The sequence below is a fragment of the Intestinimonas timonensis genome, from assembly GCF_900626145.1.
GTDB lineage: Bacteria > Bacillota > Clostridia > Oscillospirales > Oscillospiraceae > Intestinimonas > Intestinimonas aquisgranensis.
The window spans coordinates 108,484-129,313 of record NZ_LR130817.1 but is presented as its reverse complement, the minus strand read 5'-3'; the positions used below and the strand labels follow the sequence as shown (position 1 = coordinate 129,313).

Here is a 20,830-nt window from a genome sequence, read left to right as displayed (position 1 = left end):
ATTGTGTTTTGTGATCAGAGTTGGTTATTACATGTCCACGATCACCACCATCCACTCTGTGTCCGTCGCCGCCCAATATCGCCTGGATAGCTCCAGACGCTCCACATAAGCTTTTTTCTTTAGCTGCTGCTGTTGAACAAGTTCTCTCACCCCCTTGTGTCCGTCTGCATAGCAAATCAAGAAGTCAGTAGCCCATCCGGCCTGCATGTAGTCCGTGCGTATGCCCGCCCGTGATATGCGGCCCATGATGTCAGCATCTAAAGGACAGCCGGCCTCGTAGCTCTGCACCCATGGCTGGGTCTCGAGCCACTTAGCATAGTCACGGGCCCACTTGCTGTGCAGGCATACGATGTCGCCATTTTTGTTGCTGAAAAATCGGATGTCCCTGGTGCGTTCGCCTGTTCGTTCCAAATACCACCTCCTTAGAATAACAACCGCCCTGTGATATCGTCTGCGTCAATCGGCCCGAACGACCTGGAGTCCCTGGAGTTGCTGCGGTTGTCGCCTACGACATAGTACTGACCATGACCAAGACAGAGAGTGTCTCCCCAATGGTCCACTGTATCACCAGGGCCGGCCACAATGCGCTTGATAAGCAGGGTGCCTCTATGCCAGAAGGTCACAATGTCACCCACATCTGGTTCGTGGTCCGGAACCGTAATATGAACGCTGTGGTCTGCAAGCGTTGGCTGCATGGACGGGCCCACAACGATGGCGATCCGCAGACCGCAAACTATGACAGAAAAAACGAACACCACACAGAGCAGCAGTCCAACCCAGTCCCGCACAGTGTATCGATCATCACCGAGCCGCTTCATCTTTTTTCACCTCCCTAAATAATCTTAGTTTTTCTCATTGATGCTTGCGTTTTCGCAGGATTTCACAAATTCATACAGAGCAGGATACAGGCAGGAACAGCATCAAGTATCGGTTCCGGCGAAAAATGGGTACAGCAAAGCCCGCGTCCAGTGGTTTCTGGATGACAGGCCATACGGTAAACCACATCTTTCGCAGCAGCAAACCTCCCATATCTATCAGGGTCGTTGCCCTACATTCCTTCGTCCTGCTTGCCTGCAAAGTGGTGTCAGTCGTTCTCCTATACCGAGTCTAAGCTCTAATGGTGAAATTCATTGACCAACTACCGGCTCTGTATTTATACCTGTGGAATCAAGTTAAACGGAAGCGGTGTGAGTCTCTTCCGCGACGCAACAGAGAGACGCTTCCTGTAAGCGAACTACGCCGCTTTCAGCGGCTGGTTTCTGTGGATGTCAGCAAGCATTTTTTCTGCACTGTATGCACAGCCTTTTATGGCCACTGCATAGAACACCCGAAGCAGCTTGCAACATATCGCAATCATCGACTGCATTTTCTTCAATGGGTTTTCTGCTCTTGTCGTAAAATACTGATGGAGTTTTTGAAATTCCTCATTTTTCGCCACCAGTGGCATCGCCGCTCGGAACAGGATTGCACGCAGATGTGCTCTCCCTCGCCGGCTAATTTCCGTCTGGCCTTTATGCTTTCCGGAACTGTTTTCCGTGATGGCGAGTCCTGCCAGCTTTTGCAGTTGGCGAGGGGATGAGAAGCGCCGAATGTCTCCAACTTCGGCAAAGATGCCAGCGACAGTGGTGAGACCGATCCCTTTGATTTGAAGCAGCTCTTCTGCCTCTGGGATTTGCCCGCACAGGCTTTCCACAACCTCCATGATGCGTTCATACTGCTGAAGTTTCACGTCATAATCCTCCAGCAGAATTTGCAGCTCCATGCGGGCCGCTTCAATCCCCGTTGTGCATCCTACGCTGTTTTTGGCCGCTTCAAAGGCCCTTTGCGCCCGTTTCAGGCCAACACAGCGCAGTTTCATCTGTCGCCATATCTGGTTGATTCCATCCACACCTAAAGCGATTAAATCGGAAGGAAACGGTGCTGCATGAAGCAGCGCCATACTTCCCATGCCCTCAAATTTTCCGAATACTGTTTTGTGTTCTGGAAAGTAGATCTTCAGCCAACGTTGGATTTGATTCTGCACTGAAGTGAGCTCTTTCTGTACTCTCCAGCGGCAGTTCATGGCAACTCGCAGTTCCGCATACAGCCCCTGTGGGATATATGGGAATGCATAGCGCCCTTCCAGCACCAGCTTTGCGATTGTCTTGGGGTCCTTCTTGTCGCTCTTGCTGGGATGTCCGTCGTCCAGTTCTTTGCTGCGCTTCACATGGTATGGATTGACCAGCACCAGCTTAATACTGCTTCCTTGCAGGTACGCTGCCAGGGTGAACCAGTAGTGTCCTGTGGGCTCAAGCCCTACCATGACGCTGCTTTTCTTCTGTTCGGCTGCCAATTCTGACAGCCAATGCAGGAAGAACCGAAAGCCCTCTGCGCTGTTCTCAAACTTGACTGCCTTACCAAGCTCCAAACCGCGCCAGTCGAACGCTCCGGCCCAATGCATCTCGCTGGCAATATCCACACCAATGACCATTGTTGTTTCTGTGACTTGACGGATTTTCTCGTTCTGTGTTACACTCATTTTGGATACTTCCTTTCAATCTCAACGTACGTTTTTATTAGGGCTTTGACCCTGTTCGTGTACTTTGATTGTAAGGGAGTGTCCTTTTTTGTTCAAACGCCGGATTTTCTCATATTACAGGAATCTCCTATTACAATAATTATTGGTTGGAAGCCCAGCATCCGGCTGGGCTTCTTTCCGTCTCATGCCTAAGCTACAATAAGGGGAGCAACTGGCTGACCATCACCTCCTTGGGCTTAGATGTCCGTTGATAAGACTGTCAGCCATCCCTCTTATTGCAGTGTTCGCTTTGAGCAGGTTGAGCCATAGAGTTCGCGTCACCCAATAGATTGAATCGGCAATGAGAAAAAAGATGGATTCCGGTTGCAAATTCGTATGGGAGGCAGATACATGAACTCTGTAGGTATTGACATCTCCAAAGGCAGGAGCACGATTGCCGTCATGCGTCCCTTTGGAGAGGTTGTCATCTCACCCTTTGAAGTGCGTCACACCGACAGTGAACTGAGCGAGCTGGCAAGGCGGCTCAAAAGCCTGAACGGTGAGACTCGTGTGGTCATGGAGGCCACAGGGAACTACCATGCGCCGGTGGCAAAGCTGCTTCACGACGCAGGGTTATATGTTTCCGTTGTCAATGCAAAGCTGGTGCATGGCTACGGGAACAATGATTTGAGGCGTGTCAAGACCGACCGGAAGGATGCTATAAAGCTGGCGAACTATGGCCTTGATCGCTGGCTTACCTTGCCGAGATATATCCCGGAGGAAAATACTCGGCTGTTGCTGAAGAACTGCTATCGCCAGTACCGACAGTATTCCAAGGTGCAGACTGTGTTGAAGAACAATCTGATTTCCTTGTTGGATATGACCTTTCCAAATGCAAATCGTCTGTTTAACAGCCCTGCCCGTGCAGACGGAAGTGAGAAGTGGGTGGATTTCGTAGCGGAGTTTTGGCATTGTGAATGCGTCTCTGAACGCCCCCTAAAGTCATTCGTGAACAAGTACTGGCGGTGGTGCCGAAAGCATGGGTACAACTTCAGTGAAGAAAAAGCACACGCCATTTACGATGAAGCCAGCGGACATATTGGTGTCATGCCGAAATCTGAAACTACAAAGCTACTTGTGGAGCAGGCTGTATCTCAGCTTAGCGCTACTTCCGCTGCGCTTGCTGCGCTCAAACAGGAGATGCAATCTCTGTCCTCTCAGCTGCCGGAATATCCTGTTGTCATGGACATGTTTGGCGTTGGCCCGACTCTTGGGCCGCAGCTCATAGCTGAAATTGGGGATGTTCGCCGTTTTTACTCCAAGAAAGCACTCGTTGCCTATGCCGGTATTGATGCCCCACCGAATGACTCTGGTGATGTGATCGGTAGGCACAAGAGCATGAGCAAGGTAGGTGCATCGTCGCTACGCCGGACGCTATTCCTTGTCATGAGCGTCTATTTGCAAAACTCGCCGCCGAATGAACCAATTTACCAGTTCATGAACAGAAAACGAGCCGAAGGCAAACCCTACCGCGTCTACATGATGGCATCCGCGAATAAATTCCTGCGGATCTACTACGCCACAGTGAAAGCCTATCTGGAAACATTAGAACAGAGCTGATCTTATTGCGTTGCATAGCGTTGGCTGGCCGCCGTTTCATTTTGAGATGCAAAGCGGCTTGAATAGGTGCACCGATTTTCAACTACTTACAATGTTTGCTTTTTCTTCTTGACAATACTTAGCAGGTCTCATCAGTAATAGATTCCGCCACCGCCATGATCCAGGCAATCCAGCAGGCCACGATAAGCACACTGACCACAGCAAGGCCCTTTACTTGATACTTCATTACGAGGTACAGCACGACAACCATCCAGAGCGTAGCGGCGGCAGGGCGCATGATATATCCGGTCAAGTACAGCATGATTCGGCTGGTCAGTCGGATCCCCTTCACCTCAAACCCGTCGACAAAGAGAACAATAGTAGCAGCTAAGAAAAAGCAGGCCATGCTCATCATTTCAAAGACACCTCCTCGAATTAACTCAAAAATTTGATGGTCACGATGGAATTAACTCAAAAAATTGACGGTCACAGCTGAATTAACTCAAAAAATTGACGATGGCACCCGCAAAATTTTGAATTAAATCAAATTTTTGCTTCAATTTTTCGAAAAAATTGCTAATTATCTTAGATACCATGTGATCGTCCTTCCGAAAACCGTCGCCTGTCCCACGAAAACGGTCTTCTCAAACGAACCTCACGCTTCCCCACAAAAAACTCCAAAAAGTTATTAGAAGTGAAAATTAGAGGCAATATCGAGGCTCCATGTGTGAAAACAATAAAAAAAGAGCCCCGGGGAAACAATTCCTCGGGACTCTCTCTGAGTCGATTTTTATTGGACAATGAGCGTTTTTCAGCGGGACAAGCTCACAATNGAGAGGGGGTATCCTGAAGCTCCAAAGAACCCAAAAAATAAAAAAATGGAGACCAAAAGGGTTTTCTTGGTCCCTTTGTCTCCAAAAAAATAAGGAGCCCAGGGCAATCATTACGATTACCTTGGACTCCTTGCGAGTCATTATTGAGTGGACAATGAGGCTATGATGCGGGGGGATGGCCTCAGGGAGACTCAAGGTAATTCGTTGTTTATTTGAATATAATAGCAGAAAAGCGCAGAAAACGCAATATGGAACTTCGCACAAAATGATGCATAAAACTTTGTAAAATATTTAATTTCACTCGTTTTTACAACTTTATTTTCAAAATCCAGAAAGCGAAACGATGCCCCGCTATCTGATGCCGCTATATACACACAAGGAAAATTGATGTTCCCCCATAATTCCCTGTTATTTTTCGGAAAAACAAGTATAATATGCAGTGAGCAAGGATATTATTCTGCCGGGGGGAAATCCATGAAACGTACGACTGAGAGTGCCGCACAGATTGCACGAGAGCATAATATCAGCCCGCAGTTGCTGCGCAATCGCTTAAAAAAGGGCATGTCCATAGAGGATGCAGTCAAAGAGTGTATCAATGTCAGAGATGCACGGACGGCCTCGGGCAGCGCTCCACACAAAAGCTCACGCCCTGGCCAAGGCGAAATTGAATTTGCCGGAGAAACATATGCCTCGTTTTCAGCGGCGTGTCAAGCCCTTGGACTTAGAGAATCGTCCGCATATGCTAAACGTAAGCGACTAATGGATGATGGTTATAGCCTGGAATCCGCATCCCGTGCAGTACTGGAAGAGGCAGCTACCCGTGGTGTGCAGCGCCGCAAGCGTACCCCTGTTATTATTAATGGTATCTCATACGATTCACAACTGGAAGCAGCTGGTGCACTGGGGTTATCGATGGGCTCCATTAATGCTCGGCGGACTCGGGACAAGCTGTCCTTCGAGGATGCCGTGAGGGCGCTCCTTGAAGCCAGAACAGCCGACTTTGTATATGGAGTTCCTGCCACGACTCACCCCTGGCCAGAATTACGGAATGCAATCAGCGGTAATCAAGATTATCAGCTTACCGAAGATGGCGATCAAATCACAGCAACGCTTTCACTTCCTGGCGGCATTGCAATTAACTATACCATTTCCATGGCTGTGTCGGGTTTCTTGTCATTCTATTTTCAGGATCTTGATTTTTTGGCGAGTTGCGATCTGAATGAGTTGAATTCCCACTATATTGGAGTGAAATTTCTTCGAGAAGCCGACAACACAGTGTCTGCCCGTTACGATATGCCTGTTATTGGGCGCAGCCAGTCCGATTTGGCTCAATTTTTCAAAGTCCGGAATTTCGTTTTTAGCATTATTTCGTCGATTATTAACCAATAAATTTTTACTTTTCGAATTATTTCAAAATGTATAGTGAACTGCGGGTCGCAAAAAGGCCCAGTCAATGAACGATAGAGGCGTCCTAGTTTGTCAGGCCGCCTCTATCGTTATGCTCTTTAGGAATTGCTTATCCATGGGTTTGTGGGCTCCATTTTTGATAACTACCTTTAATTCCGGCTCCCTTAAATCTTCTCATAGAGCCATCGTGCCCGTTCATGAATCACTCGTTCTGTGATCTTCAGCCTATGCTCCGGCCAGTTGTACAGCGGGTGACGCTTAAAGTGAAAATCAATGAGTCTCAGGAGTTCTCTCTTCTGCTGCTTCCCTGCCAAACGACAGATGTCATCAATAGAGGCTTCTGGGTAATATGGCGCATACTGCTCCGCCAACGCTGTAAGACTTTTTTCAGATTCAAGATCCGTACTGAGAGCCTGTGAAAAAAGGCCCAAGCCATAGTCAAACAACGGTGCGGGACCGAGAATCCGGCCTGTGTGGTTGTCCCTCAGAACACCGAAATTGCCAAAATGCCGGTCTTCGTTGCAGATGAGGCAATCAAAGATCATCATACTTCTAATCTGGTTACTGCACTCTGGATTGAAGGCATCCGCATAGTCAAGGCATTTGGTAATATTTACATTTTTAATCAGTTTGCCGGCTGCTACATAAGAGGTATCAATATCTGTAAAGAGCCTGCAGGTAGAAGAGAGGATCCCCTTCCAACGCTCCAGGCCATACGAGATTGCATTGAGTCCCATGGTCTTTGCAATCTGCGCTGCATAGTACTCGCTGTATGGCTCATTTCCAGAGTTTGCACCTCCAAGAGTCTGACTGGTATTGCCCTTGTACAGATAGATACCATCTGGGAGCTTGCGCCATGCTTTTGGCAGCATGCCGTCGGTAGTTAACTCAGGAGAGAGACAAGGGCTATGGAGCATTGATGGGCGTCCTGTATAGGCAACTAGGGCCAGCGCCTCCGAGAAGGAGTTTTCATACAAGTTGCAATCCGAAAACTTTCCATCAAAACCCTCCGGAACGATCCAGTAGCTGTCATTCAAAGAAAGACCTTTACACACCCGAAGGATGCCAAGAAGGTCGTTCGGCTTGAGACCCAAGGATTGCAGGATCTCTTTGACAAAGGACCGATTCTTTGGAATGCTTCGGCTCCCGAGCCATTTTAGAACGCCATCATTAGTCAGCTCCAGATTGACAGGAAATAACTCTTTGTATCTTTCGTTGACGGAGACAATTTCGATTTCAAAGCCGATGGTTCTTGGCATAATGGCAAAGGTCAAGAGGTTTGTGTCATATAGCCGAAGAGTCATCCTTTCGTGGCCCATTAGAACACCCCCTTTTTGCTTGTTACAGTATAGGCCCAGAGGCTACAGAAAGTACATGAATATGATTTATCCAAAGGCTGCCGTTGAGGATATTTTGATATCCAGTTTCCGCCATTCCTACTAGGTGTCATAAAATAAAGTGCAAAAAATTCTTAGCAGGGGCCACTTATAACACCGGAAATGTTTGAATATGATTCTCTTTTACTATCCTTTTTTCAATTTCATTCGATGTTTCATTTTTTAGTTCAAATAACTCATACTGTGATTCTTTGAGCCCCAAAAATTCCGCTGTTTTATCAATAGTTATTTTATCAGAATCAGAATAATATGAAAACTTCCATCTACAATTGGGCCATTTAGCTCTTATAAATTTGATATATGGTACATCTACATCACCAAGTGAGAATCCATATACATAAATAGCTTCAGGCTCTGGAAGTTTAGCCAAAAAGGCCTTCAGCCTTTTTAAGCATGTTTCAACAGGTTTTCTCAAATCTTCTAATATATCAATTTCGAATTGAAACTCCTGAATTCTATTTCTCGAAGGTTGTTCATAGTAATATTGCTCAAGATCCTCTATTGTTTCTTGCATTTTTTTAATTTCACTATCATTTCCATGCCCTATTACCAATTCACAATCTTCTGAATCTAATGTGTTTTCGCCATGAATATGTAACACATTGTGCGCATGATATAATTTTTCAAGTGTATGAGTGTAATTAAAAGAAAGAAAGGCATCAGATGCTGAAATATCCAACTTTTTGGTCCCAATTAACTGGTTGACTACCTCAAAATTGTGGTCTGTATCTACAGTTTCTCTTATCCAATCACTTAGCATTTGTTTTATTTCAGCTACATGGTTGGGACGCTCTATAGGCAAATCTACAGCCTCAGGATTTTCTAAGTCTAGGTCGTCTAGCAAAGAGTTTTCGACCCACTCTGATGATATATACCCTAAGCTCTTTTCAAAATTACTCCAATATCCTTTATCGTCAATCTTCCTTTCAAGGTCTTCAAAAGGCCTATGTATTATACCCCTAGAGAAGCCATACATTTCTGCCCAATCATCATATATATCTTCATTTTTAGCTAAAAGGTAGCAGGCAAAGTAATAGTAACTGGTGGGCATGCCATGATATAGATCAAAACCATTTCCGATGATATTAAAATTAGCCAAACGTAAGCGTAAAAACAGTCGGCGGCTTGTCAGGGTAAAATGCCTCTGCCAAACTATAAGAGTCTGAGGAAGTGCATGGTAGTACCAAGTAGTACCAGAGAGTGTCCCAGACTCCAAGATAGTGAGGTGCAGACATGGAGAAGGCAGCAAGTTTACAGAGAGCCAATCAACAACAGCGGTTGGTGGAATGGAGCCGGCGTGTGGAGGCCTGCCGGAGCAGTGGGCTGTCGGTAGGCCAATGGTGCCAGGAGAATGGAATCGCGGTATCCACCTATTTCTCCTGGCAGAGGAAGGTGTTCCAGGCCCTGAAAGAAGTCCAGGAGGTAACCTTTGCAGAGGCGCCAATCATGGAGCGTTCCCAGCTCTCCGGGCATATCGTAGCCGCTATGGAGGTAAGCGGTGTGCGGATCCAGGTCTATGGGGGAGCGGATGAGGCCACACTGCTGGCGATCCTCCGGGCAGCAAAGTCATGCTGAACGATTTTAGTTGCAGCTGTCCGGTTTACATCGCCTGCGGATACACAGACCTGCGGCGGGGCATTGATGGACTGGCCACTCTGGTAAAGAGCCAGTTCCAGATGGATCCCTTTCAGCGGGCGCTGTTTCTCTTCTGCGGGCGGCGGCGGGACCGGCTCAAGGCGCTGTACTGGGAGGGAGACGGCTTTCTGCTGCTGTATAAGCGCCTGGAGAGCGGCAGTTTTCAATGGCCTCGGAGCACGGAGGAAGTGCAGGCCTTAACACCTCAACAGTACCGCTGGCTGATGGAGGGGCTGAAGACAGAGCAGCCGAAGGCAAACAAAGCAGTGAGCGGCCTGAGCGCAATATAATACCGGAAAGCATTGAAAATGCTGGCTTTTTAACCTGTTTTATGGTATCATTTTCTCATGGAAAACAAGAAGAACACTGCCGCAAGCACCCCGGAAATGGTGACCATCTCACGGGCGGAATATGAAGAATTGAAGCTCCAGAACCAATGGCTTCTGGAGCAGCTTGGTCTTGCAAAAAAACGGCAGTTTGGCACATCCTCAGAGCGGCTCCAGGAGGGCCTAATGGACCAACTGTCTCTCATGGCAAATGAGGCGGAGGCCTACGCCTATGGGACGAAAAATGCCACAGCGGAACAGGTGGCGGTGAAGGCCCATGCCCGCAAGCGGCACAGCGGCAATGTACTGGATATCGTGCCGGAGGGAACCCCTACGGAAGTGGTGGAGCACCGCCTTTGCGAAGAAGAGCGCACCTGTGATACCTGCGGTGCCGTGATGGAGGAGATTGGGAAAGAGGTGCACCGGAGCCTGAAGATGGAGCCGGCCCGGTTCTGGATCCGGGAGGATGTGTACTACACCTACGCCTGCAAGCAGTGCGAGGCGGAAACAGGCGAAGGCAATCTCCGGAAAACACCCAAACAGCCGACGCTCTGCCCAGGCAGCTTCGCCTCACCAGAGGCGGTAGCCCATATCATGACGCAGAAATTCGTCATGTACGCGCCGCTGTACCGTCTGGAGCAGGAGTTCCAGCGGCAGGGGCTGAAGCTGTCCCGGCAGACGATGGCCAACTGGATCCTGCAGGCCTCGGACACCTGGCTGCGGCCGGTGTATGACGCCCTGCACCGGAAGCTGTGCCGGGAAACCGTGCTGCACGGGGATGAGACCACGCTGCAGGTGCTGAAGGAACCGGGCAGGACTTCTACAAGCAAGTCCTATATGTGGGTCTACCGGACCAGCGGCTGCGCCGAGTATCCCATTGTCCTGTATGAGTACCAGCCCAGCCGGAAGGCGGAGCACGCGGCGGCCTTCCTCAAGGACTTTTCCGGCTGGCTGCACGCAGACGGCTACCAGGGCTACCACAAGCTGCCGGAGAACATCCGGGTGGTGGGCTGCTGGGCTCATGCCAGGCGAAAATTTGACGAGGCGCTGCAAACGCTGCTCAAAGAGAAACGGCAGGAATCTCTGGCGGCCACCGGCGAGTGTTACTGCACCAGGCTGTTTCAGTTGGAGCAGGCTCTCGTGGAACTGACGCCGGAAGAGCGCTATACCAAGCGGCTGGAACTGGAGAAACCGGTTCTGGACGCTCTGTTGGCATGGGCAAATGAGACCAGCGCCAAGACGGCGCCCAAGTCCGCCTTGGGCAAGGCACTGCACTATCTGCGGGAGCAGTGGCCCTATCTGGTACGCTATCTGGAGGACGGCAGGCTGGAACTCTCCAACAACCGTGCCGAGCGCAGCATTAAGCCCTTTGTCATAGGCCGGAAGAACTGGCTCTTTTCCAACACCCCGGCCGGCGCCCAGTCCAGCGCTGTGATCTACAGCCTGATTGAGACCGCAAAGGAGAACGACCTGAATCCCTACCGCTACCTGGTTTGGCTCCTGCACAACGCGCCTGACATGAGCCAGACGGATGAAGCCTGGGCCGAATCTTTCCTCCCGGTGAACGCACCCCAGGAATGCAGAAGTCCTAAATCATAATAGAACTGCAGGCCGCCATCTCAATGCACAGGCACTGAGATGGCGGCCTTTTTATGCGCAGGGAGATTTGACGGTTACAGCCAAACCGTTCATCCTTTCTTTTCTTTGAGTAATAATATTCTCGCAGGCCTTTAAGCATAAAAGTGTACAGAATTATGTTCTCCATAACCAAAGGTATAGATGGTCTCCTTTAGCAACGCATCCCCACACAATACAGCGCAAAGGCTTTTCGGATGTTCTTAAAAGAACTGCCCCTTGAACAGCCTCCGCCTCCGTGTATCATCGTAAGATATTCTTCAATATCCTACTTAAAACGGTTTTCTTTTGCATCGGCCTCTGTAATCAAATATTACCCCTCATTTTTATTTTGTGCCCCACCTTAAGTCATACAAATGGCCCAGATCCACCCGGACTATATATTCATCCTCACCTTTATATTTTTCATAGAACTCCTGCCGAAAGTGAGGTGTTGAACTGGAAATATCTTTCAATATAAGGTCATAAATTGAGAAGAAATTTCGCTTGTATATGTGTTCTTTTTCAAGATTCAAATATTTCATGTATTCTTTTGTGTCGCAGACAAGAACATGCCCTTTGTGTCCTTCTGAAAATTTTTCCACCGCTGACATACTACCACTAAATGATTGTATAGGTTTACAAGATACCCTTAGACAAGAGCGAAACAGTATCGGCCTTTTAGTCGGTAAGTAGCGGTCTAAAACTTTACTCCAAATATCAAAGTATGCTTTTGTTTTTTCATCAGGACCAGTCAAAATCCAATTTGAAATAAAGTTTTTTGCTTCTTCAGAAAAATTACAGGTGTCATTCATAAACCCTACGATATTGTCGGCTAGGGATTGTTTTTCTTTTTCAGTGGCCCGAAACAAAAAACGGCACACAGGTTACACCTCTTTCTTTCCCGGTCATAAATTCATAACCGAGAGGAGTTTTTATGGCTGGTTCATCGTTTAATATCCTTTTTCTAATGACACTGGCACTTGCAGCAGGAAAATTCTTGAGAGACTTGTGTTCACGACTGAACTATTTAAGCCGTCACAAAGAATTGTGGGTTATGAAGGCAAGATTAAACGGCAAATACCTTTTATCAAGATTATGCCATTATGATCTCATTTAAGATTTTATATGTCGGTTTTATAATAATCAATATTAACCACGGCAATGACTTTCTGTGTCGGCTTAAATAAGGATAGATTGAGCAGATTGTGCTCAATTTCCAAAACCATTTTGAAATATTAAAGTGAGAAAAACATTACAAGCCTTTAGAAAAATGAGCAGTTTTTTGCTCATTGCAGGTGTAGACATCTCTGGAGGCAACGGCAATGGCCAGAAAAGGCGAAAATCCCTTACAAAGGCAAAGGAGAGAGCCGCAAACGGCACTCTCCTTCTGTTTTAGGTTCCTGTTCTCAACCTCTCATATAGCACCGTGCCCACCGTCTCCATTACCTGCCGCATCATATCCGGATCAGAGAACATTTTTACAAAGAAGTCCTCGTTTTGCTCATAGCGGGCGGCGGCCATGTTGGGGAAGTCCTTTTCAAAGAGCAGCATGAAGGTCTTGCGGTCGTTATTCTGGGCGTAGCTGTGCCACTTGTCCTGAGCGGCATAGTCGTTCTCCATCTGAAGCAGGACCTTATCCATCTCGGTGAAGTTGGTGCCGTACTTCTCGTTGATTTTCTCAATGATGACCGTCAATGGATCACGCTTCTTTTCCCTGCGGCCAGCCTCGCCGGTGATAGGCCGGAAGCCTTCCGGAGCGCTCTCCAACTGGATTCCGCCCTCGAAGTCCTTTTCCAAGCGGTAATACTCCAGCAACACCTTGTCGTCCACATAGACTTTATCCCGCCCACCCTTGGGCAGCATGGTATAGAGAAACTTGGCGTACACGTTGAACTTGTGGATCTCCTTATCAAACAGGCGGCAAACCTGCGTGATGAAGGCATAGATCCGGTTGAACCGGGCCAGAGTGGACTTGAAGAGATCCTGCTTTTCCTCCTCCAGCGCCTCGAAACGATCCAGCGCCGGGCGGATAGCGCCCTGGAGCTTACCCAAATCGCCGCTGGACTGCTCCTTGGAGGAATAGAAAATCTCCGCAAACCGGTCGATCTCTATCTGCTGATACACCCGGAACTCGTCCAGGGTGTTTTTCAGATCGTATACCACATTGGGGTCGGTCTCCTCCTCCAGAACCGTCTCCTCAAAATACGGCTCAAAGGCTTTTCGGATATCCTCGGCGGAGTTGACGAAATCCAACACAAATGTATCCTTCTTGCCCCGCATAGTGCGGTTCAGCCGGGAGAGAGTCTGGACAGCCTTCACGCCAGATAGCTTCTTATCCACAAACATGGTGTGCAGCAGCGGCTCGTCAAAGCCGGTCTGATACTTTTCCGCCACGATTAGCATTCCATATTCGTCTGTATGGAACGCCTCCGGCAGGGCCTTCTCTTTGATGGTCTCGCCGGATTTTGTTTTGTTCAGCTTCTCCTCAGTGTAGGTCTCCCCATTGTCCTCCACTTCGCCGGAGAAGGCCACCAGCACATCCAGGTCAGTGTAGCCCTTCTCCTGGATCTGCCGCTTGAACTCCAGCAGGTAGCGCACCGCATGGAGCCGGGAGGGCGTCACGATCATGGCCTTAGCCTTACCACCGATCTTGTGTCGGGTTACATTGCGGAACTGCTCCAGCATGATAGCCGTTTTTTGAGAGATATTGTGGGGGTGCAGCGTCTCAAACTGGCGAATAGCACGGACACCGGCGGCGGTGTCCAGCTCCGGGTCGTCGGGGATGGCCTTGGCAATCTTATAGTACATGTTATAGGTCATGTAGTTTTGCAGTACATCCAGAATAAAGCCTTCCTCAATGGCCTGCCGCATGGAGTACACGTGGAAGGGATGGTATTTACCATTTTCATCCCGCTGGCCGAACATTTGCAGCGTTTTGTCCTTGGGGGTGGCCGTAAAGGCGAAGAAGGACAGGTTCTCGTGAATACCCTGGGCGGCCAGTTCATCCAGCAGCTTGTCCTCATCGTCCTTGCGTTTGGCTTCCTCCTCATACTCCTCTTTGGCATACTCCTCCAGAATCTTCTCGGTATCGGCCAGCGCCCGTTTCAGCTTGCGGGCGGCGTCGCCGGTCTGGGAGGAATGGGCCTCGTCCACAATGACCGCAAACCGCTTGTTGCCGGAGCGCACTTCTTTGTAGATGACTGGGAACTTCTGGAGGGTGGTGATGATGATGCCCGTCCCGGCCTCGATGGCCTCACGGAGCTGCTGGGCGTTCTTGTCGATCTTCTGCACTACGCCCGCCACATGGTCAAACTGATAGACGGTGTTTTGCAACTGGCTGTCCAGTACCCGGCGGTCAGTGACGATGATGACAGACTGGAAGATCTTCTCGTCGTGGTCATCGTGCAGGCCGGTAAGCCGGTGGGCAAGCCAGGCAATGGAATTGGACTTGCCGGAACCGGCGCTGTGCTGAATGAGATAGTTCTTACCGGAGCCATTGGCCTTCACATCGGCCAGCAGCTTGGTCACCACATCCAGCTGGTGATACCGGGGAAAGATCATCCGCTCGGACTTCACCTCGCCGATCTTTTCGTCCTTCTCCTGCTGCAAATGGAGATATTTATGTAAAATCTCCAGCAGGCGATCCTTGCACAGCACATTTTTCCACAGGTAGGCAGTGTCGTAGCCGTCCGGGTTAATGGGATTTCCTTTGCCGCCCACATTTCCGGCCCCGTTGCTGCCCTGGTTAAAGGGCAGGAAATAGGTTTTCGCCCCCTCCAGCCGGGTGGTCATATACACATTGGTCAGATCCACGGCAAAGTGGACCAGCACACGGTTTTTGAACTCGAAAATGGCATCCTTGCCCGCCCGGTCAAACTTGTACTGTTGGATGGCGTTGGCGGTGTCCTGCCCGGTGAACTGGCATTTCAGCTCCATAGACACCACTGGGATGCCGTTAAGGAACAGGACAATATCAATGCTGTTTTCGTTGCTTAGGGAGTAGTGGAGCTGCCGGGTGCAGTGGAGGATATTGGCGGCGTACTGGGCCTGACTGGTCTCGTTGATGGAGGTCTCCGGTTTCCAGAACACGACCCGGAACTTGATGCCCCGGTCGGTAAAACCCTGGCGCAGCACTTTCAGCAGGCCCACCAGTTTCACTTCCCGGCAAAAACGGTCGATGAGCTGCCGCTCACTGTCGGCACCGTAAATCTTCTCAAACCGCTCCCACTGCTTGGGCTGGCTGGTGCGGATGAAGGAGAGAAATGTGCCGGTGTCCAGCGCCTTTTCCCGGTTAAAGGCGGCAGGGTTGCCCTTCTGATAGCCGCCGTGGGTAAGTAGGTATTCCTCAATATCCTGTTCAAAGCGTTTCTCTTTTACATCAAAATCAGGCACGGTTACACCTCCTTGCATTCTCCAAGAGTAAACTGGTCTCCGTTTAATGGCATTTCATAACTGTATCGGTTTCCATACACATCTTTTATATAAAGATGAAATCCCTTTAAAGTTTCAACATGGTTTTTTAAAAGGATTACCAATTCTACAGCAGAGTTCTTGTCTACTACATTATCTCCAGCGGAGGTATATCGAACTGCTTCCGATTCCACACAATCCAGAATTAAAATTCCGTTATCTGTATTCTTAATAATTCCGGAAATAAACATATCTTGCGAATAGTCTGAATCCGGAACCATAAGCAACGGTTTACAAGGGGCTACAAGCGGTATAAAGAAACAAGTGATTTGACGGAGTGGAAAATAGGTCATATTTTCCACTCTATTTTTACATAGTCGCTGGTTGCGCTGATTGATGAAATCAGGCCGTCAGCGGCTTTTCGTTTGTCCTCAAAGCTGATATGCTCCCAATCGTCCAGATACCCGGATAGCAATTCGATCTGCTGGGAGGACAGCGTTTCAACGGACAGGTCTGCAATCGCCTTGGACAGCGTTTTGCGGCGGTTGTCCAAATCCTCGATTTTCTTGTTGGCGTAGGCCAGCAAGGTGGCGTTGGCCCCGGTCAGCGTATCAAGCAGTTTTTCAATCTCGGCCTCTACCTGTGCAAGCTCCACCTGATAGGCAGTAATCTTCGGGTTGGCCTTTTCCTCGCCGCCCCGAAGCAGCTTGAACTCCCGGAACTTTTCTCCCATAGCGGTGAAAATGAACTGTTCAAACTCATTCTTACGGAGTGTGCCGCACCCCGGACAGCCCTTGTGGTCGGCCCGCTTGGAACAGCGGAGGTATTCATAGCCAGAGGGGTTGTGGGTCGTTTTGAGTGCGTACCCGCATTTCCCGCATTTGATTTTCCCGGCCAGCCAAGTATTGCGGGCCTTGCGCCCATTCTGAAAAGTGATGTTTGTCATCAACTTCTTGCGGCACCTCAGCCAAATGTCGGAGGATATGAAGCCCTCATGGGGAGCGATCACAAGGATCTGATCTTTCAGGCTCTTGTCCTTGTCCTCCTTCACATCCCGACCTTGGTAGAGATAGCAACCGTTTGTCCCGGCGAAGTCGGCGGCGTCATTGACTACCACCGCACCCTGACTTTTGAAGAACTCATACATTTCCAAGTCGGCCTGTGCATAGACCGGGTTGCGTAGGAGCTGGGACAGGAAGGGGCGTGTCAATGACTTCCCATATACCTTGATACCCTGTTCCTCAAAATACCGGGTAATGTCCCCGAAGGAAGTTTCGGGCTCGGCGTACATCTCAAACATCAGGCGCACATGGTTGGCGGCTACGGGGTCGGCCACCATCATTTTTGTGCGGATATTTTCTACCACCGTCGGCTCCAATTCAAAGCCATAGGGAGCTTGGCCGCTCATGTGGAAGCCTTTCAGGCACCGGGAGTAGTAAGCGTCCGTGACACGCTTCTGGATTGTCTCCCGTTCAAGCTGGGCGAATACGATACAGATATTCAGCATGGCCCGGCCCATCGGGGTCGAGGTGTCGAACTTCTCTGTGGAGGAAACAAACTCCACATCGTATTCCTGAAACAGCTCCATCATGTTCGCAAAGTCCAGAATGGAGCGGCTTATTCTGTCCAGCTTATAGACAACTACCCGGCGTACCTTGCCTTTGCGTATCTCCCCAAGGAGCTTTTGAAACTCGGGCCTGTCGGTATTCTTTCCCGAATAGCCCTTGTCCTTGAAAACCCGGCAACTGCCTCCCTTCAACTCGTATTTGCAGAAATCAATCTGGCTCTCAATGCTGATACTGTCCTTGCGGTCTACGGATTGTCTTGCATAAATTACATCTTCTCTGATATTCATGTCGGGCTCCTTTCCTGCGGAATGGAGCTACCAACCTACAAGTATATTATACCATTGATAGCCCCGAGGGGCAATGTTGTCGATGTTCAGGCCGGATTGTCCACGGCCTTCCGGTATTTGCTGAACACCTCATACAGACAGCGCTCAATCTCTTTCTTCCGCTTTTCCTTTTCCTTCGGGGAAAGTACCGGCGTAAGACTTTCCAGCACAATGCTTTTCCCCTGAAAAGGGACGGTCTTGGTTTCGCTCTGATAAGTAACGGATTGTACCATTGAAGCCTCCTTTGCGTAGTTGGTTGACTGCCAGCGTTTTCCCGCATTGTCCCAGTGGGGAAAAGCGAAAGGACAGCACCCGGTAAAAGGTGCTGCCCTTTCGTTCTGCTCCACGCTTCGGGTCAACTTGGCCCGAGGTCAGGACTGCCAGTTTTCGTAATAGTGCGCCGCTTCCTCCACGGCGCAGAAGTCAAAGACCTCGTAGAGCTCGGTAAGCACCTGCCGAATGTCCTTTGACTGGAAGCCGCAGTTTTCCATAGCCTTGATAACATAGCCACGGCAAGCGTTGTTGCTCCATTCCTCATACATGGTCAAAACCTTCTTCCTCATAAAGCTGGGAGTGCTGGCCCTGTGTGTTCGGCTTGTCGCAAGACAACGGTTATTTCAGCCAGCACCCCCGCTGGATCGTGCGGCAAATCAGAGCGGATAAGCTGCCAGCTTATCCCTTGCGGCCCGTTGCAGATCGTGGCCGTGGAGATGGCTCGTCCCCACCTGCGGCATGGGTAGTTGTCGCTCTTTTTCCTCATGGAAAAGTCTCTGCGTACCTGCCGCCCGGCTCCCTGCTGGGTACTCCAAGTTACCCGCTATTCAGTTATGGGAGGAATGTTCTTCCTCTTATTAACCGTGTCGGTTGGAAGATCAAAAACAACAGGCTCACAGAACATTTTTCAAATATTTTTTCATGTTCTCCAAGCCCCGGCGGATAGCGGCGGTAATGGCCTGTTCCGTCACCCCTTCGGCGGCGGCAATCGCCTTGACCGAGTGGCCCAGCAGATAGTGCTCAAAGACCCGTTGGCCCTGTGCGTCTGGCAGACTGTTCAGAGCGTGGCAGAGATATTCAAACCGCTCCATGCGCTCGATCAGCTCTTGCGGGGAGGGGTTAGAGAAGCAGGCGGAATACTCGATACCATCCTCGGCATCCAGAGAATAATGCGCCTTATTACGGTAGACACGGCGGCGGCTGGCCTTAATGAACCGCTGGCCCGCCAGCAGTTCTTCCGCAACTTCTTCTGTGACTTCGATAATGACATTCTCTTTATACCACGGGTAAAAATCCCGCAAATTGATTTCCTTCATTGTGTACCTCCGTTTCGGTGTTGGGTGTTGACGAGTGACCGAAACGAAGGCCGGAGGGGAGCGACACCGGGGCTGGACTTCGGGCCAAGTTGACCCGAGGCGACCCCACCGGAAAAGAAAAACGCCCGGGCGGCACAAAGCCGCTCGGACGCACGAAACTACATTATCTACATTGTACTGATATTTTGTACCTACATGGCCGGACTGTCCCGGAGGGGGAGCTACGCTTTTTTTAGCTGGTAAAGGTCATGGGGACTGTGAAAAATAAATAAGGACACGGCAATACCTCCCGGACACCGCCGTATCCTTAAAAAAGGGTAACTTTAATACACCCCCCAGATTTCAATTTTTGAAAAAGAAAACGGCGGCTTGAAATTTCTCAAAACCGCCGTAAGGCTACTTGTATTTTGTTTAGGCGCACAGATACCCAGCCGCCGAAACAACGGTTTTTTTTATTTCCGTTCCTTCGGTATTGTTTAGCTATACGGGCTTCTGGCAATCACTACACACTTTATCATGTATAGAGATAGTACCTCCACATTTAGGACAACAATATTTTTGGCTATGAATTTTCAGTAGAAATGGAATATCATTTTCTTTAACAATCTGACTATTTTCTACCAGACTTACGCCATACCGCTTTTTATAACTTCTTTCAAGGTTTTTTATTAGTTTGCAAGGAAACTCATTACATTCATAGCAGTATGTTATTCCTTTGGATTGAACGCAGTCCTTAATTTTGCACTTACGGCAATGTTCTGGCTTACCTTTACTTTCAACCATACATCCTCCGCAAGGTTGTTTTGTTTTCTTAGTATAACAGTGCTTATAGCAAACCATGCAGTTCATACCGCACGGAGCAAACATTTCAGTATCAATTTTCATAGGCATTTTCATTAGGCTTTCCCCTCCTTTGTCTATATCATAGTGCAAGGAAGGTGCCATCAGTATGTCACCTTTCATATAACATTTTCATTTTGCATATAGTTGATAAAACTCTCTCGTATAGCTCTGGTGGACTTATTACTTTTACTTTATCTTGTAAGCTAAGTATTAGGTTTGCTGTATATTCGATGTTGGTCGTTTGGAAATCAATAACACCTTTGTTTTCTGTTGTTTTGAAGTTGAGAGCTCCCAAAGTTTGTATTAAAAATTCTTTGTCTTGAAAATCAAACTCAAGTATTACATGGTACTTGTTTTTTGCCGCCTTTTGAAAGATTTGCCTTTCTACCAATCCTTCAAAGGATGGGAGGGTTATCTTTTGCGGAATAAAGTAAGTATTTATCAATTTATACGAAGAAATGCGATTAACTTTGAATAGTCGGAACTCATTTCTCAACCGACAAAATGCGTACAAATACCAATCCCGTTCTTTGAAAATCAATTTGTAAGGCTCAATTTCCCTATGCGTCGATGATGATTTTGTTTGGTAATCAATAGAAAGTAACTGCCTGTTGTTGATGGCACTACGAATATCTACAAATAACTCTTGTGCATCATCATCATACCATTGAGATAAATCAATCATTATATCACTTTGTTCATTTATAGTCTGAATATCTTTAGGTGCAATTCTCCCAATCAAATATTCAATCTTTTCATTATCGCCCATCGTCTTAATTGCATTGAGCCCAATTAAAATTTGCTCCCAATCCTCTGACGATAGTAGATTTTTGTCGAACCTATACCCCTCTACTATACTTATACCTCCACCATATCCCGGAGTTGAGACAATGGGAAAACCAGCCATTGAAATGTCCTCTAAATCACGGTATATGGTGCGTCTGGATACCTCTAATTTTTCTGACAAATACTTTATTGTGGTCTTTTCATTATTTGCAAGGATGTTCATTAAATGTAACAATCTATATAATCTCATAATATCATTCCCTTCAATGGATTTGC

20 protein-coding genes are annotated in these 20,830 nt (G+C 48.5%); 5 read left to right on the top strand and 15 right to left on the bottom strand.

Annotation, left to right across the window (positions count from 1 at the left end; translation table 11 throughout):
* Window positions 1–27: 27 nt before the first annotated feature.
* The 3 genes from E0E29_RS06700 to E0E29_RS06690 all read right to left on the bottom strand — a co-directional run bounded on the left by E0E29_RS06700 (window position 28) and on the right by E0E29_RS06690 (window position 2,518).
* Window positions 28–411: a PDDEXK family nuclease gene (locus E0E29_RS06700; protein ID WP_242622412.1), complete on the bottom strand. Its 384-nt coding sequence runs from the start codon at window positions 409–411 to the stop codon at window positions 28–30.
* Window positions 412–422: 11 nt separating this feature from the next.
* The gene (locus E0E29_RS06695) at window positions 423–818 is read right to left on the bottom strand and encodes a S26 family signal peptidase (RefSeq protein ID WP_130849213.1); all 396 of its coding nucleotides are present in this window, start codon (window positions 816–818) and stop codon (window positions 423–425) included.
* 416 nt (window positions 819–1,234) lie between these two features.
* Window positions 1,235–2,518: an IS110 family RNA-guided transposase gene (locus E0E29_RS06690; protein ID WP_130849212.1), complete on the bottom strand. Its 1,284-nt coding sequence runs from the start codon at window positions 2,516–2,518 to the stop codon at window positions 1,235–1,237.
* 390 nt (window positions 2,519–2,908) lie between these two features.
* Here E0E29_RS06690 and E0E29_RS06685 point away from each other — a divergent pair, with 390 nt between their 5' ends.
* Window positions 2,909–4,117 carry an IS110 family RNA-guided transposase gene (locus E0E29_RS06685; protein ID WP_130849211.1) on the top strand — a complete coding sequence of 403 codons (1,209 nt, stop codon included), beginning with the start codon at window positions 2,909–2,911 and terminating at the stop codon, window positions 4,115–4,117.
* Window positions 4,118–4,235: 118 nt separating this feature from the next.
* Here E0E29_RS06685 and E0E29_RS06680 read toward each other — a convergent pair whose 3' ends face one another.
* Complete coding sequence (locus E0E29_RS06680) at window positions 4,236–4,511, bottom strand: hypothetical protein (RefSeq protein WP_130849210.1); 276 nt, start codon at window positions 4,509–4,511, stop codon at window positions 4,236–4,238.
* Between the two features lie 892 nt (window positions 4,512–5,403).
* On the opposite strand from E0E29_RS06680, the gene E0E29_RS06675 reads away from it, so the two are divergent.
* Window positions 5,404–6,318, top strand: coding sequence for a hypothetical protein (locus E0E29_RS06675; protein ID WP_130849209.1), 915 nt, complete (start codon window positions 5,404–5,406; stop codon window positions 6,316–6,318).
* 182 nt (window positions 6,319–6,500) lie between these two features.
* On the opposite strand, the gene E0E29_RS06670 is transcribed toward E0E29_RS06675, so the two are convergent.
* Window positions 6,501–7,655 (bottom strand): HipA domain-containing protein, encoded by a 1,155-nt coding sequence (locus E0E29_RS06670; RefSeq protein ID WP_242622411.1) that lies wholly within the window; start codon window positions 7,653–7,655, stop codon window positions 6,501–6,503.
* Between the two features lie 166 nt (window positions 7,656–7,821).
* Window positions 7,822–8,832 (bottom strand): AbiH family protein, encoded by a 1,011-nt coding sequence (locus tag E0E29_RS06665; protein ID WP_130849208.1) that lies wholly within the window; start codon window positions 8,830–8,832, stop codon window positions 7,822–7,824.
* 134 nt (window positions 8,833–8,966) lie between these two features.
* Here E0E29_RS06665 and tnpA point away from each other — a divergent pair, with 134 nt between their 5' ends.
* Genes tnpA through tnpC form a run of 3 tightly spaced genes read left to right on the top strand, consistent with a single transcriptional unit; the run spans window position 8,967 to window position 11,293 of the window.
* Window positions 8,967–9,308, top strand: coding sequence for an IS66 family insertion sequence element accessory protein TnpA (gene tnpA, locus E0E29_RS06660; RefSeq protein ID WP_130849207.1), 342 nt, complete (start codon window positions 8,967–8,969; stop codon window positions 9,306–9,308).
* Complete coding sequence (gene tnpB / locus E0E29_RS06655) at window positions 9,302–9,658, top strand: IS66 family insertion sequence element accessory protein TnpB (RefSeq protein ID WP_130848408.1); 357 nt, start codon at window positions 9,302–9,304, stop codon at window positions 9,656–9,658. The genes tnpA and tnpB overlap by 7 nt, the downstream gene beginning before the upstream one ends.
* A 57-nt stretch (window positions 9,659–9,715) precedes the next feature.
* Window positions 9,716–11,293, top strand: a complete 1,578-nt coding sequence (tnpC, locus tag E0E29_RS06650; RefSeq protein WP_207303582.1) for an IS66 family transposase — start codon at window positions 9,716–9,718, stop codon at window positions 11,291–11,293.
* Window positions 11,294–11,655: 362 nt separating this feature from the next.
* Here the strand turns inward: tnpC and E0E29_RS06645 are convergent, their stop codons facing one another.
* The 9 genes from E0E29_RS06645 to E0E29_RS06605 form a co-directional block, all read right to left on the bottom strand.
* Window positions 11,656–12,192: a hypothetical protein gene (locus E0E29_RS06645; RefSeq protein ID WP_130849206.1), complete on the bottom strand. Its 537-nt coding sequence runs from the start codon at window positions 12,190–12,192 to the stop codon at window positions 11,656–11,658.
* 511 nt (window positions 12,193–12,703) lie between these two features.
* The gene (locus tag E0E29_RS06640; protein WP_207303581.1) at window positions 12,704–15,703 is read right to left on the bottom strand and encodes a type I restriction endonuclease subunit R; all 3,000 of its coding nucleotides are present in this window, start codon (window positions 15,701–15,703) and stop codon (window positions 12,704–12,706) included.
* A 2-nt stretch (window positions 15,704–15,705) separates the two neighbouring features.
* Window positions 15,706–16,074: a hypothetical protein gene (locus E0E29_RS06635; RefSeq protein ID WP_130849204.1), complete on the bottom strand. Its 369-nt coding sequence runs from the start codon at window positions 16,072–16,074 to the stop codon at window positions 15,706–15,708.
* A complete protein-coding gene (locus E0E29_RS06630; RefSeq protein WP_130849203.1) occupies window positions 16,071–17,576 on the bottom strand; it encodes a recombinase family protein in 1,506 nt (501 codons plus the stop codon). The genes E0E29_RS06635 and E0E29_RS06630 overlap by 4 nt, the downstream gene beginning before the upstream one ends.
* Before the next feature lie 86 nt (window positions 17,577–17,662).
* Entirely contained in the window at window positions 17,663–17,962 is a 300-nt protein-coding gene (locus E0E29_RS18670) for a hypothetical protein (protein WP_242622410.1), read from the bottom strand.
* A gap of 24 nt (window positions 17,963–17,986) precedes the next feature.
* Window positions 17,987–18,157: a hypothetical protein gene (locus tag E0E29_RS06620; RefSeq protein WP_423202438.1), complete on the bottom strand. Its 171-nt coding sequence runs from the start codon at window positions 18,155–18,157 to the stop codon at window positions 17,987–17,989.
* Window positions 18,158–18,502: 345 nt separating this feature from the next.
* Entirely contained in the window at window positions 18,503–18,925 is a 423-nt protein-coding gene (locus tag E0E29_RS06615) for an RNA polymerase sigma factor (protein WP_130849201.1), read from the bottom strand.
* 480 nt (window positions 18,926–19,405) lie between these two features.
* Window positions 19,406–19,822, bottom strand: coding sequence for a DUF3795 domain-containing protein (locus tag E0E29_RS06610; protein WP_130849200.1), 417 nt, complete (start codon window positions 19,820–19,822; stop codon window positions 19,406–19,408).
* 55 nt (window positions 19,823–19,877) lie between these two features.
* Entirely contained in the window at window positions 19,878–20,804 is a 927-nt protein-coding gene (locus tag E0E29_RS06605; protein WP_130849199.1) for a helix-turn-helix transcriptional regulator, read from the bottom strand.
* Window positions 20,805–20,830 lie beyond the last annotated feature (26 nt).

Excerpts from the sequence above, each read along its gene's own strand:
- E0E29_RS06635 (WP_130849204.1), bottom strand. The coding sequence starts at position 16,074 with ATGACCTATTTTCCACTCCGTCAAATCACTTGTTTCTTTATACCGCTT.
- E0E29_RS06615 (WP_130849201.1), bottom strand. The coding sequence starts at position 18,925 with ATGAAGGAAATCAATTTGCGGGATTTTTACCCGTGGTATAAAGAGAAT.
- E0E29_RS06630 (WP_130849203.1), bottom strand. The coding sequence starts at position 17,576 with ATGAATATCAGAGAAGATGTAATTTATGCAAGACAATCCGTAGACCGC.
- tnpA (WP_130849207.1), top strand. The coding sequence starts at position 8,967 with ATGGAGAAGGCAGCAAGTTTACAGAGAGCCAATCAACAACAGCGGTTG.
- E0E29_RS06610 (WP_130849200.1), bottom strand. The coding sequence starts at position 19,822 with ATGAAAATGCCTATGAAAATTGATACTGAAATGTTTGCTCCGTGCGGT.
- E0E29_RS06685 (WP_130849211.1), top strand. The coding sequence starts at position 2,909 with ATGAACTCTGTAGGTATTGACATCTCCAAAGGCAGGAGCACGATTGCC.
- E0E29_RS06670 (WP_242622411.1), bottom strand. The coding sequence starts at position 7,655 with ATGGGCCACGAAAGGATGACTCTTCGGCTATATGACACAAACCTCTTG.
- E0E29_RS06695 (WP_130849213.1), bottom strand. The coding sequence starts at position 818 with ATGAAGCGGCTCGGTGATGATCGATACACTGTGCGGGACTGGGTTGGA.
- E0E29_RS06690 (WP_130849212.1), bottom strand. The coding sequence starts at position 2,518 with ATGAGTGTAACACAGAACGAGAAAATCCGTCAAGTCACAGAAACAACA.
- E0E29_RS06620 (WP_423202438.1), bottom strand. The coding sequence starts at position 18,157 with ATGTATGAGGAATGGAGCAACAACGCTTGCCGTGGCTATGTTATCAAG.
- tnpC (WP_207303582.1), top strand. The coding sequence starts at position 9,716 with ATGGAAAACAAGAAGAACACTGCCGCAAGCACCCCGGAAATGGTGACC.
- E0E29_RS06680 (WP_130849210.1), bottom strand. The coding sequence starts at position 4,511 with ATGATGAGCATGGCCTGCTTTTTCTTAGCTGCTACTATTGTTCTCTTT.
- E0E29_RS06605 (WP_130849199.1), bottom strand. The coding sequence starts at position 20,804 with ATGAGATTATATAGATTGTTACATTTAATGAACATCCTTGCAAATAAT.
- E0E29_RS06675 (WP_130849209.1), top strand. The coding sequence starts at position 5,404 with ATGAAACGTACGACTGAGAGTGCCGCACAGATTGCACGAGAGCATAAT.
- tnpB (WP_130848408.1), top strand. The coding sequence starts at position 9,302 with ATGCTGAACGATTTTAGTTGCAGCTGTCCGGTTTACATCGCCTGCGGA.